This is a genomic window from Ruegeria sp. AF5 (assembly GCF_056541905.1).
In genome coordinates, this window is record NZ_JBQFYZ010000011.1 from 23815 (window position 1) to 38037 (window position 14223).

The 14223-nt window shown below is 61.0% G+C and carries 12 protein-coding genes; all 12 read right to left on the reverse strand.

From position 1 onward, the window contains the following. Positions 1 to 14: 14 nt before the first annotated feature. Positions 15 to 2507 (reverse strand): nitrate reductase catalytic subunit NapA, encoded by a 2493-nt coding sequence (napA, locus tag ACR0DS_RS14890; protein WP_480559920.1) that lies wholly within the window; start codon positions 2505 to 2507, stop codon positions 15 to 17. Then, complete coding sequence (locus ACR0DS_RS14895) at positions 2504 to 2797, reverse strand: chaperone NapD (RefSeq protein WP_480477405.1); 294 nt, start codon at positions 2795 to 2797, stop codon at positions 2504 to 2506. Before ACR0DS_RS14895 ends, napA begins: the two co-directional genes overlap by 4 nt. Beyond that, positions 2794 to 3309 carry a ferredoxin-type protein NapF gene (napF, locus tag ACR0DS_RS14900; protein ID WP_480494067.1) on the reverse strand — a complete coding sequence of 172 codons (516 nt, stop codon included), beginning with the start codon at positions 3307 to 3309 and terminating at the stop codon, positions 2794 to 2796. The genes ACR0DS_RS14895 and napF overlap by 4 nt, the downstream gene beginning before the upstream one ends. A 130-nt stretch (positions 3310 to 3439) precedes the next feature. After that, complete coding sequence (locus tag ACR0DS_RS14905) at positions 3440 to 4333, reverse strand: FAD:protein FMN transferase (protein ID WP_480559918.1); 894 nt, start codon at positions 4331 to 4333, stop codon at positions 3440 to 3442. Beyond that, positions 4330 to 4845, reverse strand: a complete 516-nt coding sequence (locus ACR0DS_RS14910; protein ID WP_480484299.1) for a nitrous oxide reductase accessory protein NosL — start codon at positions 4843 to 4845, stop codon at positions 4330 to 4332. The genes ACR0DS_RS14905 and ACR0DS_RS14910 overlap by 4 nt, the downstream gene beginning before the upstream one ends. Then, positions 4842 to 5663, reverse strand: coding sequence for an ABC transporter permease (locus ACR0DS_RS14915; protein WP_209507037.1), 822 nt, complete (start codon positions 5661 to 5663; stop codon positions 4842 to 4844). Before ACR0DS_RS14915 ends, ACR0DS_RS14910 begins: the two co-directional genes overlap by 4 nt. Further along, positions 5660 to 6553: an ABC transporter ATP-binding protein gene (locus ACR0DS_RS14920; protein WP_480559916.1), complete on the reverse strand. Its 894-nt coding sequence runs from the start codon at positions 6551 to 6553 to the stop codon at positions 5660 to 5662. The genes ACR0DS_RS14915 and ACR0DS_RS14920 overlap by 4 nt, the downstream gene beginning before the upstream one ends. Next, positions 6543 to 7799, reverse strand: coding sequence for a nitrous oxide reductase family maturation protein NosD (locus ACR0DS_RS14925; protein WP_480539705.1), 1257 nt, complete (start codon positions 7797 to 7799; stop codon positions 6543 to 6545). The genes ACR0DS_RS14920 and ACR0DS_RS14925 overlap by 11 nt, the downstream gene beginning before the upstream one ends. A gap of 2 nt (positions 7800 to 7801) precedes the next feature. Beyond that, a complete protein-coding gene (nosZ, locus tag ACR0DS_RS14930; protein WP_480484303.1) occupies positions 7802 to 9709 on the reverse strand; it encodes a TAT-dependent nitrous-oxide reductase in 1908 nt (635 codons plus the stop codon). Between the two features lie 14 nt (positions 9710 to 9723). Then, complete coding sequence (locus tag ACR0DS_RS14935) at positions 9724 to 11901, reverse strand: 4Fe-4S binding protein (protein ID WP_480559914.1); 2178 nt, start codon at positions 11899 to 11901, stop codon at positions 9724 to 9726. Positions 11902 to 12447: 546 nt separating this feature from the next. After that, a complete protein-coding gene (locus ACR0DS_RS14940) occupies positions 12448 to 12711 on the reverse strand; it encodes a hypothetical protein (protein ID WP_209507042.1) in 264 nt (87 codons plus the stop codon). Next, entirely contained in the window at positions 12668 to 14191 is a 1524-nt protein-coding gene (locus ACR0DS_RS14945) for a cytochrome D1 domain-containing protein (protein WP_480488733.1), read from the reverse strand. The genes ACR0DS_RS14940 and ACR0DS_RS14945 overlap by 44 nt, the downstream gene beginning before the upstream one ends. Positions 14192 to 14223 lie beyond the last annotated feature (32 nt).

The following is a 14223-nucleotide window of genomic DNA, read 5'->3' on the forward strand; positions in this document are numbered from 1 at the left end:
ACGATCCTTGTTGCCTATGCGCGCTCGACCTTGCAGGCGCATTTCTTGAAGTCGGTCTCTTTCGACAGCGGGCAGGTCGCGTCCAGCGTCAGCTTGTTGGTCAACTGGCCTTCGTCGAACCACGGCATGAACACCAGACCGCGCGGCACCTTGTTGCGCCCACGGGTCTCGACCCGGCTGGTGACCTCGCCCCGACGGGTAGACAGAACAATCTCCTGACCCCGGCGCAGGTCCCGATCCTTGGCGTCCTGCGGATGCATGTAAACCACAGCCGCTGGGTAGGCGCGGTGCAGCTCTGGGACACGGCGCGTCATCGACCCCGAATGCCAGTGTTCCAGCACACGACCGGTGCACAGCCACAGATCATATTCCGCATCCGGTTCCTCGGCCGCAGGCTCGTAAGGCGCAAAGATGATGCTCGCCTTGCCATCCTTCTTGCCATAGAACTTCACGCCCGCGCCTTCGGGCACATAAGGGTCATAGCCTTCGCGGAAACGATACAGCGTTTCCTTGCCATCCACGACCGGCCAGCGCAGGCCACGGGCTTGGTGATAGGTTTCAAACGGTGCCAGATCGTGCGCGTGGCCGCGTCCGAAATTGGCATATTCCTCGAACAGACCCTTCTGAACGTAGAACCCGAAATGCTCGGATTCGTCGTTGTCAAAGCCCTCGGCGGTTTCCGACAGCGGGAACTTGTCGACGCTGCCATTGGCAAACAGAACCTCGTACATGGTCTTGCCGCGATGTTCCGGCATGGTGGCCAGCAACTCTTCGCCCCAGACCTCCTCAACGGTGAAGCGTTTCGAGAATTCCATCACCTGCCACACGTCCGACTTGGCCTCGCCCGGAGCCTTGACCTGCTGCCGCCAGAACTGGGTGCGGCGCTCGGCGTTGCCATAGGCGCCTTCCTTCTCGACCCACATGGCGGTGGGCAGGATCAGGTCGGCGGATACGGCCGTGACGGTCGGGTAGGGGTCTGATACGGTGATGAAGTTCTCGGGGTTGCGATACCCGGGATAGCCTTCTTCGTTGATATTCGGTGCGGCCTGCATGTTGTTGTTGCACTGCACCCAATAGGCGTTCAGATCACCATCCTTCAGCTTGCGGTGTTGCAGCACGGCGTGAAAGCCGGGCTTGGCCGGAATGGTACCCGCAGGCACATTCCAGGCGGTTTCGCAAATCTTGCGGTGCTCGTCATTCATGACAACCATGTCGGCAGGCAGACGGTGGGCAAAAGTGCCGACCTCACGCGCGGTTCCGCAGGCCGACGGCTGACCGGTCAGCGAGAAGGGCGAGTTTCCGGGCTCGGAAATCTTGCCCACCAGCAAGTGCACGTTATACATCAGCGAATTCACCCACGACCCGCGGGTATGCTGGTTGAACCCCATGGTCCACAGGCTCATGACCTTGCGGTTCGGGTCGGCATATTGCTGGGCCAGACGCTCCAGCTTGTCCGCCGGAACGCCGGACAGCTCCGAGGTGTATTCCAGCGTGTATGCCGATACCGCCTCGGCATATTCCTCAAAGCTGATCGGCTCCATCTTGCCGACATTGGGGTTCGCGGCCTCTTGTTGCAGCGGATGATTGTCGCGCAGGCCATAACCGATATCGGTGGCGGTCTTGGTGATGTTGACGTGGTTCTTGACGAACTCTTCGTTCACCGCGCCATTCTGGATGATGTAATTGGCAATGTAGTTCAGGATCGCCAGATCGGTCTGCGGGTTGAACACCATGCCATTGTCGGCCAGCTCGAACGAACGGTGCTCGAAGGTCGACAGAACATGCACTTCGCATCCCGGCTTGGTCAGGCGCGTATCGGTCAGACGCGACCACAGGATCGGGTGCATCTCGGCCATGTTCGACCCCCACAGAACAAACGTATCTGCGTGCTCAAGGTCGTCATAGCAGCCCATCGGCTCGTCGATGCCGAAGGTACGGATAAAGCCGACCACGGCCGACGCCATGCAGTGACGCGCGTTGGGGTCGATGTTGTTCGACCGGAACCCGGCCTTCATCATCTTGGCCGCCGCATAACCTTCCCAGACGGTCCACTGACCGGAACCGAACATACCCACGCTGGTCGGGCCTTTCTTGGTCAGCGCCTCTTTCCACTTGGCAGCCATGACGTCAAAGGCTTCGTCCCAGCTGACCGGCTCAAACTCGCCATTCTTGTCATATTCGCCGTTGGTTTTGCGCAAAAGCGGCGTGGTCAGGCGGTCCTTGCCATACATGATCTTGGACAGGAAATAGCCCTTGATACAGTTCAGACCCCGGTTGACCGGCGCATCCGGGTCGCCCTGCGTGGCGACTACGCGGCCATCCTTGGTGCCCACCAGAACCGAACAGCCCGTGCCGCAGAACCGGCAGGCGGCCTTGTCCCAGCGGATATCGGGCGCGGCGGCCTGGGCGCTGGCCGAACCAGCGGCCATTGGAATGCCGGCAGCCGAGGCCGTGGCAGCCGCTGCGGACGCTTTCAGAAATGTACGACGGGATTCAGAGATGGTCATTGCATGGGCCTCCTGCTGGACGGTTGGCTTGGAGCATCAGGACGCGGAGCAGCCTCCGCGGGATCTTCGAAATGGTGATAGGTCAGCGATAGCGAGATCACGCCGGGGATCTGGTGCAGATCCATGATGGTTTCCGAGGCCAGCCGGTCGGCTGTATCCTCGACAACCACGACGAACCGGCCATCCTCGGCCTCGGCATGAAGCTCGACGCCATCGGTGCCGGTTATCGCCGCGCGCGCGGCGTCGGTGTGATCGGGGGCGATGTGGACAAGACAGCCACAGATATTCATTGGGTCACCTCCGGGTGCAAAGGGGCGGGGCGGTGCATCGTGATGGCCCCGGCAGGGCACGCGGCAGAACATGTGCCGCATCCGATACAGGTTTCGGTTTCAAGCGCCGGTTCAGCCCGCCCGCCCAGTTGCAGGCGAAAGCGGATGGCTTCCTGTTCGCAAGTGTCCTGGCACAGGCGGCAGCTCACCCCGTTCATCGACAGACAGCTTGCGGCCTCGATCCGTGCGCGCCACGGCCACTCGGCCACACGCTCGGGCAACAGCGCCGGGGTCGGGCAAACCTCGGCACATGCACCGCATAAGGTGCAGCCGCCTGCGGAAAGATCCAGAACCGGAAAGCCGCTGTCGTCGAATGTGATGATGTCTTCCGGGCAGGCCCCGGCGCAGTCTTCACAGCCTGTGCACAGATCGGCAAAGCCTGTCACGCCCGCGCCCGGCGGTCGGATCGCATCAGGATCTTCCCGTAGGATACGTGCGCTCAGAAAAGCGCGTCTGCTGGTCAACTGGCTCATGGCTGGCGACTCGAGTGTGGATAGATTGGTTCGCGTCCTTACTTCCTAACTGCGCGAAGCAGCGCACGAATTGACCTATATCATGTTTTTCGCGAATTTTCCTGACGCACCTGAGATTTGCGACCATGCGTCATACATTCAGCTCGATATGGGCCTCGGGAAAACGCCGCAAGATTTCAGTGACTTGACTGTCAGATGCCGCGCAAATTGCGGTGGACAGACCATCTGCCGTCACCGCGTCAGGGGCAGAAACCGAAACCGTTCTGTCCCGGTTTGCAGGCCCGTCCGGGATGATGATGTGACCGAAACCCTGTCCCAGCTGCGTCCCCAGCGATGATGACGTCGCGACAGCGCGGTCACGCAGCGCGACCCGCTTCAGAACCCGCTGGTCCGGCGCGGCCAACCCGACTTTCCAGGGCGTGCCGTCGCCTCGCGAACCCAAGGCGGCAACCTCTCCCATATCGACCAGAACATCACGCAAACCAAAGCCACGCAGCAGCGCGGCGATCCGATCCGTGATCGCTCCTTGGGCGATTCCGTTCAGCGTCAGGGCCGACTGGCCCGGCACCGGCAGCCGCACCGACGCAGCATCGAAAGACACCCGTTCCCAACCCACAGCAGCGCGGGCGGCAGCCAGATCTCCGGGGCCTGCGCCTGTTGCCAAAGCATACCACAGGGGCTGAATGCTGGGATCGAAAGCGCCGCCGGAGGCCTGATGCAGCGCACTGCTCAGGCTCAGCACCTCCAACAGCTCAGGGGCGGGTGCGGTCAAAACACCTTCGCGGTTCAGGCGGCTCAGCTGTGACTGCGGACGGTACAGGCTGAAGATATCCTCCAGCCGGGTCACCTCACCCTCGACGGCGGCAATGATCGGTGCGGCCTCGGCATCCGCCAGCCCGACCAGCCGCAGGCTGGCCGCAGCCCCAAGGGCGGTTCCGCGCCAGTACGCGTCCGAAGCCATGGCCGGAGTGGCCGCACAAGCGGCGGAAATGATCAGAAAACGGCGGCGGGACAGGGCGGTCATACGGGGGTCTCCAATGTCAGATCAAGATCGACAGGGCCAAGCACTTCGGCATCGGGAATGTCGGGCAGGCGCATCGCGGTCCCACCATAGGTCTCCGCGAAAACCTGCGCATCGGCAGGATCAGCAAAGGGCACCACTTCGCGCGCCCCCATGCCGCCGGCCACATCGGCACCAACGACAAAAGTCGCACCATCCGCGGCGATCCAGTTCGAAATCCCCGGCTGCCGCCAGCTTGGCGCGACGCCCATATCGCTGACATATATGGCAGTGATATCCGCATCGCGCTCGGGGCTTTTCAGATAGGCCACCATGTCCCGCACCTGCGCGAAAAACAACGGGGCCGGATAGCCTTCCAGATGAACCTGCCCCTTGGGGCCGCCATGCTCGGCTACATTCATCTGACAGAAATAGCTCAGCGCATCCGGTGTCAGATCGACCGGGTCAGGTGCCTCGGCGAACTCTTCCTTGCAGGCCACCAGTGCAAACAATGCGATCAGGGCAAGGCGTCTCATGGCTCCACCCTCCGGAAAGCCAGCCGGGCGAGGGCAAAGCCCAGCACCGGCCAGATCAGCAGCGACGCGGGTGCGGCCCAGACCGGCAGCGCCTGTGCGGCCCCGGTCATGCCCGAAGCCATGGCCACGCCTTCCGTCGCGGCGATGTTCCACAAACGGAACGCGTCGGCCGGGTTGGCCACCATCACCCATGGAAAGACGGATTGGGTGAATGCGCCGCCCTTGTCCATGACGACGGCCCCCAACAGGCCCAGATCATAAAGGACGACAAAAACCAGCCAAAGCCCGGCCGACAGACCCGCTGCCGCCGTGGCGCCCCTCGCCAAAGCGGACAGCAGGTATCCAAGCGCCAGAAACACGGCGCCCAGCAGGATCGAGGTCAGGATAAGTCGCACCAGCGCCATCAGGCTTTCCGGCCCCGCACCACCAAAGAACGCGGCTACCGCGCCTGCGGTGCCAAAACCCACGGTCATGGCAAAGGCCAGCGCGGCCAGATGGGCGCAGAACTTGCCCAACAGGATTTCCCCGCGTCCAGCCGGATAAGACAGCAGCAGCGACAGGCTGCCCCGGTCCACATCGCCCGCGATGGCATCGAAGGAAATCATCAGCGCCAGCAAAGGCGCAAGGTAAACCGACAGCGTGGTCATCGACGCGACCGAAACGGTCAGCATATCAACACCCAATGTGCCGGTGGGCGCGCTGCCCGCAAAGGTCAGCGCCAAGGCGAACAGCACCATGATCAGCGTGGCAACCAACAGCCAGCGGTTGCGGCGCAGGATCAGCATTTCAGTTCGGGTGATGGCAAGGAAGCGGGTCATGTCCTCTCCTCCTGTGCATAGTGGCGATAAAGGTCCTCCAGCTTGGGCGGTGTCATTTCCACATCCGCCACCGCATCGCCCAACCCGGCGATCCGGCGCAGGGCCTCCATCTTGTCTTCGGGTGTGCAGAGCAGCTCAACGGACGCGCCGTTGATCCGGTTGCCGCCCAGTTCGGCGGCCAAGGCATCCGCATTGGCGCTGGCACGCACCTTCAGGCGGATCGGCAGCCCGGCCAGCGCCGAGAGGTTGTTCAGCGTGTCATCGGCGACCATCCGACCCTTGCGCATGATGGCGATCCGGTCGGTGCGCGCCTCAACCTCGGTCAAGGCATGGCTGGCAATCAGCACGGCGGTACCCTGCGCGGCCAATTCATCAATGATGGCATAAAGGTCCTGCCGCGAGATCGGGTCCAGGCCGGATGTCGGCTCGTCTAGCAGCGCCACTTTCGGCTGTCCCAGCAGCACCTGCGCCAGCCCCAGACGTTGCCGCATCCCCTTGGAATAAGCCCCGATCCTGCGATCCAATGCATCGCTCAGACCAACGCGCTCCAACAGGCCGGGCACATCGGCTTTTGACCCGGACAGTTTCGCAAACAGTGTCAGCTGCTCGCGCCCGGTCAACGCCGGGTGAAACGAGACCGCCTCGGGCAGATACGCCGTATCCTGTCGCGCCTGCGCGCTGCCAGGGGTGGCGTCCCCGATCCGAATGGCCCCGTCCCGAATGGGCGTCAGGCCAAGGATGGACTTGATCAGGGTCGACTTTCCCGCGCCGTTATGGCCCAGCAGCGCCACGCGCTGACCGGGGGCAAGGGATAGGGTGATATCGTCAAGAACGCAGGTTTTCCCCCGGTTCTTGCTGACATGGTCAATTGACAGGGCCTTATCCGTCATGAGGCACCTTTTTCATAGCTGGGGGTTCAGGGGCTTGCATCAATGGGTTGCTGTCCATCACACCCCCCGGCAACAGTGCCGGGAAGGCTGATTGCGACCAGCGTACCAGCTGCACGGCAGGCGAGCCGAGCAGCAATTTGGCTGCGGGTTGGGTCCACAGCACATGGTCCATACTGTCATTGGGTCGATAGGGGACATCGGCGATGCCGTTGCCATCCACATCATAGGCGGCAAAATCGGACCAGTAGTTGCCGCGCCCGTCTTCGGACCACTCGACCCACTTGGTCGAGACATATTTCACCTGCGTCCGGTTGCCGATGAATGAATTGCCGACGATGCGGTTGCGTTCACTGCCAGCGGTAAAATGGATGCCGATGCCGCATCCCTCAAACCAGTTGTCGGTGAATTCGTTCTTGTTCGAGTTATAGAGGAAGGTGCATTTTTCCTTGGCACCTTTCACCACATTGCCGGTGATGACGCTCTTGTTGGCGTAATTCAGCATCACGCCATGTTCGCGGTCCCCGATCGAGACATTGTTGGCGACCCGCACATTGGTCGTGAACATCACCGCATAGCCCAGATCGTTGCCGATCGAGACATTGTCGCTGACGACCGAGTCGTCGGCATACATGTAGTGAACGGCAAACCGCAGATCGCGAAACAGGTTGCCGGTAAAGGTGTTCTTCTTGGACGAGTTCACAAAGATCCCGTCGCGCCCATAGCGGATGTCATTGCCTTCAACCACCGCACCCGGCGCGTTCCAGACATAGACACCATTGCCACGCGCGTTCATGTGGCGATCCTGCCGCCCTTCAATCCGGTTGCCGCGCACGATGCTGTCCTTCGCACCGTGGATGTCGATGCCGTAAAGATTACCCAGCAGCACGTTGTCCTCGACCACCGGCGCGCGCGCCGTCTTGGTCAGCTGGATGCCGCTGTCGATGCCGTCATGGTCCGAGCCTGATCCGATCACCGTCAGCCCGCGCAGGGTCACGCCCGGCCCGGTCACTGTGATCACGCTGCCTTGGCCTTGTCCGTCGATGGTGGCCTGTCCCAGCCCGTCGAGGGTCACGGGCCGGTCCAGAACCAACTGCTCGACGTAAACGCCGGGGCTCAGGCGAAGGGTGTCCCCATCCGCCGCCTGCGCCAGTATCTCGTTGATGGCCCCCGCCCGGTTGGGCACATCCCAGTCCGCCGCCCAAAGGGGCGAGCCGAGCAGGAGCGGTATGAGCAGGGGCCAACGCATGTTTATGCGCTCCGCGGCTCAACAAACATCCGGCCGCGCATCTCCATGTGCAGCGCGTGGCAGAACCACTGGCAATAGAACCAGTGCACGCCCGGACGGTCGGCAATGAACGTGACCGAGGCGGTGGCCTGCGGTGCAACTTCCATCGCGATACCGAAGTTCGACAGGCAGAAGCCGTGGGTCACATCATCCACGTCATCGAGGTTGGTGACATAGACGGTCACTTCGTCACCCTGTTTGACGGTGAACTTCTCCATGCTGAACACAGGCGCGGTCGAGGTCATGTAGACCCGTACCTTGTTGCCATCCCGGATCGGTTCCTCGGCACCTTCGTCCAGATCGACACCGTCAGCGGCAGCCTGCGCACGCGCCTCTTCCCACATTGGGTCGTTGCGGTCCCAGACATTGACCGGGTTCACCTTGGACCGGTGAACAATGATCGAGTCATGCGGCTCGGCAAAGGTCGGGCCGTCATGGACCACCTTCATCTTGTCGCCGGAAATGTCGATCAGCTGCTCATTCTCGGGCTTCAGCGGACCCACGTTCAGGAAGCGGTCTTTCGAGAACTTGTTCATCGAAATCAGCCACTTGCCATCGGCTTCGGCAGTTTCACCCATCGAGGTCGAGTTGTGGCCCGGCTGGTAATGCACGTCGACCTTGTCGACGATCGGGTCAACATCGGCACCCGCATAGGCCTCGATCGCCTTGGCGATGTCCCACTTCACCACCTGGCTGTCCAGGAACAGGGTGGTATAGGCGTTGCCCTTGCCGTCGAATGCCGTGTGAAGCGGGCCAAGACCCAGCTGCGGCTCGGCGACAACAGCGGAACGCGGATCGGCGTTTTCGCTGAACAGCGCATCGACCTTTTCCACATCGATCACGGACACGGTCGGCGACAGCTTGCCGTTGATCATGATGTGTTTCTTGTCAGGCGCTGCGTTCACACCGTGTGGCGAGTTCGGGATCGGGATGTACCGGGTCAGGTTTCCACCCGCCTCTTTACGCCCGTCCACGACCTTGACGCCGTTCAGTTCCTGATAGTTCCCGGCCGCTACGGCCTCTTCGATACCTTTGAGGTTGAACACGACCACATGGTCCAGCTCGTTCTCGGTCATCTCGGCCAGGTTCATACCCATTTCCGAGTTATACGAGGTCGAGAAGGCGTATTTGCCCTGATAGTCGCAGTCGGTGTTATCGAGGTTACCCGACACCATCACCTGCCATGCAACTTCCATGGTGTCGCCGTCGATGGCAGTAAAGATGTTCACATATTGTGACGGATCATCAAGGATCTGGCCGTCATTGACCAGCGGGGCCTCGTGCTCACCGTTGGCAAAGACATAGCCGGTGCGCGGGAATTTCTGCGGACGCAGGCCGTGGATGTCATGCGCGTTCGGGATCTCGATGATCTTGTCGCATTTCATCACGTCACAGCGCACACGGGCCACGCGGGTGTTGGCCTTGTCGTTCATGAAGAGATAACGGCCATCATAGGTGCCGTCGGTGAACGACATATGCGGGTGGTGCAGGTCGCCGTTGTCATAGGTGACCTTGCCGTTTGCAGCCAGGAACTCCTTGGTTTCAGGCAGCAGGCCCTCGGTCAGAACCTTCAGCGACTCGTTGGTCTGGCCCCAGCCCGTGGCCGAGCAGCGGTTGAACACCGGCACCCGCATCAGCTCGCGCATGGACGGCACGCCTAGAATGCGCAGTTCGCCGGTCTGGCCCGACGACCAGAAGCCGTAATATTCGTCCAGCTCGCCCGGCTCCAGATGCTGCTTGGCGGCAGCGCTGGCCTCTTTCGCGGTCATCAGGGTCGATCCCAGACCGGTCCCGGCGATGACGGCACCGGTGGCAGTGGCCCCCAGCATACCGCGGCGCGTGATGTTCAGTTTGTTTTCTTGGTCCGACATGGTCGTTCCTCCTTTTAGGAAACGGTTTTCGGTTTGGCGTTTGGATGGTTCGCCGGTGGTTGCCCGAGGGGGGTCTTAGGTGTGACCGACCCGGTCTTGGCCCGCCGTTTCAGTTGGCGGATAACGACGGGACATTTGTCCTCGGACTGATAGAGCACCTGACAATGCAGGCAGGTGACGCACTCGTTCGGATTGATCTCACCGGTGGGGTGGATCGCCTGAACGGGGCATTCATTGGCGCAGGTCTGACAGGGCGTGCCACAATCGTTGTAGCGGCGCAGCCAGTCGAACATGCGGATACGGGCAGGGATCGCCAGCGCTCCGCCCAGCGGGCAAAGATAGCGGCAATAGAACCGTTCGATGAACAGCCCGATCCCCAGCAGGACCAGCGCAAAGACCACAAACGGCCAGTCGCGCATGAATTTCAGAATGATCGCGGTCTTGAACGGCTCGATCTCGGCATATTGCTCGGCCAGCGGGATCGACACGAAACTCAGACCAAAAAGACCCAAAAAGATCATGTATTTCGCAGGCCAGAGCCGCTCGTTCAGACCCCAGGGCAAAGTCCATTGCGGCACTTTAAACGCCCGTGCGATCTTATTGGTCAGCTCCTGAAGCGCGCCAAACGGGCACAGCCAGCCGCAATAGGCTCCGCGACCCCAGAACAACAGGGCGGCGGCCACGGCAAACCACTGGATAAAGACCAGCGGATCCAGCAGGAACGCGTCCCACGAGAACCCGGTGCGCAAACTGCCCGCCAGCGCCATCAGGTTCACCACGCTCAGCTGTGCATTGGCATACCAGCCGATGAAGAACAGGGTCATCGTCAGGTACCCGATGCGGAACCAGTAAAAGACGCGCGCATTCATCGTGGCGTGGAATTGGAAGAAGAACGTGGCCGTCAGCACCAGCAGCATGACACCAAGCCCGGCGATCTCGACGGTGCGATCCTTCCAGATGCGCTGCCACAGGGCCGCCTTGGCGGCCGCTTCGCCGGTTGCATCATCCACAACCGATGGGGTGGTGACGGGCAACAGGTACTGTTCCGGCAGCTTGTATCCCAGATCGAAGGTCAGAAAGGTCTTTTCAACCGCCCCGACGGCACGCTGCACCAGCAATTGCAGGCGGAACGGCTCGGCCGGGTCAAACTCGGCATCAGCGGGGATCTTGAAGATATCCAGTTCGGTAAAGCTGGGGGCATCTGGCGCGGCAACCTCACCCAGACGGCGCTGCTGCTTGTCAAAGAACCGCACTGAGCTGTCGCCCTGGATCAGCTGAATCCGGTCAAAGATCCCACCCCGGACATAGCCCGAGCCCTTGAAACTATAGGCCCCGCGCCCCAGTACCAGAATGGCCTGTTCGCCCTCGTCCAGCCAGTTGGTCAGGTTCTGATATTCGGCCTCACCCAGCAGCGACTTGCCGATGGACGGGACCGAAACAAGCGCCATGTGCATGTCGATGAAGGTGTCATCCGGCTCGCCCGGTTCGGGGCGCTTGATCGCGCGCTGATCCCCGGTGGCTTCAAAGGCAGCATTGACCTGCCCGACATCCAGCGTCATTCGCCGGACCGAGCCGTCTCCAGACAATGTGGTCCAGTCGTAAATGGCATCCTGCGCCATATCGACTTCGCGCTTCGGCCCGCCAGCCTGTACCGGAGACAATCCGCCCAGCCCCAGCGCGCGGGCCACTTTGATCCCTGCGCGCACAAGGCTGTCATCGATCACCATGATCGTCACGGTCGCACCCGAGATAATGTCTAGGTCATGCCCCTCACCCCCGGTCTCGGCCTCTCGTTTCAGGTCAAGGCCCGCATAGCCTTCGGTCAGTTCAACCATCCGGGAATTGGGAATGCCGATCAGTACGATGGGTTCGGAATGCTTGACCAGCTGAACACCGGTCAGAACAGCGTCTGCGTCGATGGCAGCAACCACGTGAATGGGTTTGCCGGAATAGCCGGTCGTTCCGACAAAGTCCGAAGTCAGAAAAGCCCACGCGATGGTCTCGCCACCCCGAAGGACCGGGGCAACCTTCACGTCGCTGCGTACCGGGCCAAACGCGTCGGCACCCGGGGCCAGGTCAGCCGGATCGATGTCAGGAAGAAAGCTGGCAAGACTGTCGGCGCGTGCACTGATTGCGACACCGCAGGACAGAATGAGGGCCAGAAGGAAATGGATTGCGCGACTTATGACCACGGCGCACCTCCGATCAATTGGGTGGACGCCATGGACGCGCGCGGGGCGCGTTCAGATTCTTCTAGGGTCGTGAACGGGGGCCCCCGGGTTTCGGGCCACAGGTGTTTGGGGCTGTACAAAATGCACTGCCCCCCATGTTCAAAACGTACATTTTGAACATTTCCGACGCTTGCGGGCTGCAAAGCGCCCGGCATCGGTGCTGACACCGTCACCGCACAAAGCGCACAGTCCGCGCATTTCGGGCAGGGCGCGGTTGGATCGTTGTCGCCTTCTTCTTCAAGGTCAACTTGAACCCAGACCGCGCCCGCCTCCGAGCAGATCTCCACCCACATGCTCTCACCGGGACTCGCCAGAACCGGGCCAAGCATTTGCAACAACAGAAGGAAAATACCTGCCAGTCCACACGCCGCGCGTAATGCGCGAACAGGGAGGGTGTGGAAAGAGTTAAAGGCAGGCATGGAGAATCCAACTCGGTATTCTTTCCCGAGTCGTAGGCGGTTTTCCCTGTCCGATACTTGACTTTCGTCAGGCCTTTGGAATTTCCCTTCAGCCGTCCGCTTCGTCCATCAACCCACGCACCCATCGCCCTGCCAACCAGGACGCGGGTATGCCTAAAGGTATTGACCAAAGGATTGCCGGAACCGGTCCAATCACCCCGAAACCGGCGCTGTGCAGGATCAGACCGGCCAGAAACAGGTTGATGGCCACGGTCAACATGGTGGCTGGATAAAGCAGAATGGCCAGTTTCCAGACCGGCCATTTGCCTTCAGTGGCTGGTGCCTTCCGAGAAGGTGATTTTGTTCCAGACATTGTACTTCCCAGACGGTTTTCGCATCGGCAGGCGGCGCACTTCTTCCAGCGTCTGCGCATCATAAACAATCACCGCGCCGTCATCTTCCCAGATTGATACAAGCGCGTGGCGGCCATCCTTTGTGAACTCGACATGTGCCACGGTCTTGCCCTGTGCAGGGCGCAAAGTCCTTACGATTTCAAGGCTTTGCTTGTCGATCACATGCATGGCATCCTTGTTGGGGCCAAAGAAGACATCGGCCCAGACGTAAGGCGAATTTTCATGGCTCCGCATGAAGAAGCCCGGCCCTTCGGTCTTGATCCGCTTGACGGTTTCCCAAGTCTCCATGTCGATCACCGATACCGTGCCGTCGGTCAGATGCGGTGTGGCCATAACGGTCGTATCGCCATGTTTCCACGTAATTCCCGAGCCCAGATGCGGCATCCCCGGCAAGTCCAGATCGGCCACCTTGTGCCCAATAACAAGGTCGATCACCTGTCCGCCCTTGCCATCGCGCGCGGCACCCATGACGTATTCATAGCTTTGATCGAAAAAGAAATCGTCCAGATAGTCGGGCGTGGTGATCTTGCGCACCGGGAAGGGGTCGGTGTTCTTGAACTGCCCTTCGATGCGGAAGTCGTGACCCAACCCGGATTGCGGCGGGTTGGCTCCGTAAAAGACCTCCCAGATCTCGGGAACATCCTTGAGCGCCAGAACAAAGCTCTCGCGCGGGGGGGCCTGATACACCGCGGATACGCGGCTGGATTTCCCCGCTTTTCCTTTGATCGCAATGACTTTTGCCACCGACAGGTCTTCGGTCGACAGCAGGGTCAGACTGTTTGGCAGATAATTCGCAACGGCCAGCCACTTGCCGTCACCGGACATTGCGATGTTTCGGCTGTTAAGCCCCGCCCGTACGCGCCCCACCTGTTGCAGGGCCCAGATGTCGTATTTCTGAACCCAGCCATCCCGGGACATGATGAAAACGTAACGCCCATCCGGGCTGAACTTCGGCCCGCCGTGAACCGCGAAGGGTGTCTCGAACCGGTCCAAAACCTCAAACGTGTCACCATCCAGCACGCTGACATGATGATCCCCGGTTTCGACCACCAGGGTGATGTTCATCGGGTCACTTGACCACACTGGCGCATCAACCGGGACATAACCGTCATCCAGCGTGCGGCTGTCCATAATATGGGCCTCGCCCCATTCGGGGTCGGTTTCCAGCGGTGATTTCAACCAGCCGGCCAGCTCTTCAATCTGCAAAGCATCGAGTTCGTGCGAGAAAGCAGGCATTTGCGTCGCCGCGCGCCCTTCCGCAATCACCGCCGCGATACGCGGCCCACGCATGCGCTGCAGCGTCTCTGGGATCAGTGCCGGGCCCACACCGCCCAGGCGGTTTTCACCGTGGCAGGACGCACAATGCTCGGCATAATCCGTTGGTGCATCCGCCCAGGCACCACCGGCGCCCAGTACAGAACACATCAACACGACCTTCATCTTTTCAAAAATACTCCCGCCGGAGGCTCCGT

Coding starts and splice junctions, on each gene's coding strand:
- ACR0DS_RS14940 (WP_209507042.1), bottom strand. CDS start 12,711: ATGTCTGGAACAAAATCACCTTCTCGGAAGGCACCAGCCACTGAAGGC.
- nosZ (WP_480484303.1), bottom strand. CDS start 9,709: ATGTCGGACCAAGAAAACAAACTGAACATCACGCGCCGCGGTATGCTG.
- ACR0DS_RS14905 (WP_480559918.1), bottom strand. CDS start 4,333: ATGACCGCCCTGTCCCGCCGCCGTTTTCTGATCATTTCCGCCGCTTGT.
- napF (WP_480494067.1), bottom strand. CDS start 3,309: ATGAGCCAGTTGACCAGCAGACGCGCTTTTCTGAGCGCACGTATCCTA.
- ACR0DS_RS14920 (WP_480559916.1), bottom strand. CDS start 6,553: ATGACGGATAAGGCCCTGTCAATTGACCATGTCAGCAAGAACCGGGGG.
- ACR0DS_RS14915 (WP_209507037.1), bottom strand. CDS start 5,663: ATGACCCGCTTCCTTGCCATCACCCGAACTGAAATGCTGATCCTGCGC.
- ACR0DS_RS14925 (WP_480539705.1), bottom strand. CDS start 7,799: ATGCGTTGGCCCCTGCTCATACCGCTCCTGCTCGGCTCGCCCCTTTGG.
- ACR0DS_RS14895 (WP_480477405.1), bottom strand. CDS start 2,797: ATGAATATCTGTGGCTGTCTTGTCCACATCGCCCCCGATCACACCGAC.
- ACR0DS_RS14910 (WP_480484299.1), bottom strand. CDS start 4,845: ATGAGACGCCTTGCCCTGATCGCATTGTTTGCACTGGTGGCCTGCAAG.
- ACR0DS_RS14945 (WP_480488733.1), bottom strand. CDS start 14,191: ATGAAGGTCGTGTTGATGTGTTCTGTACTGGGCGCCGGTGGTGCCTGG.
- napA (WP_480559920.1), bottom strand. CDS start 2,507: ATGACCATCTCTGAATCCCGTCGTACATTTCTGAAAGCGTCCGCAGCG.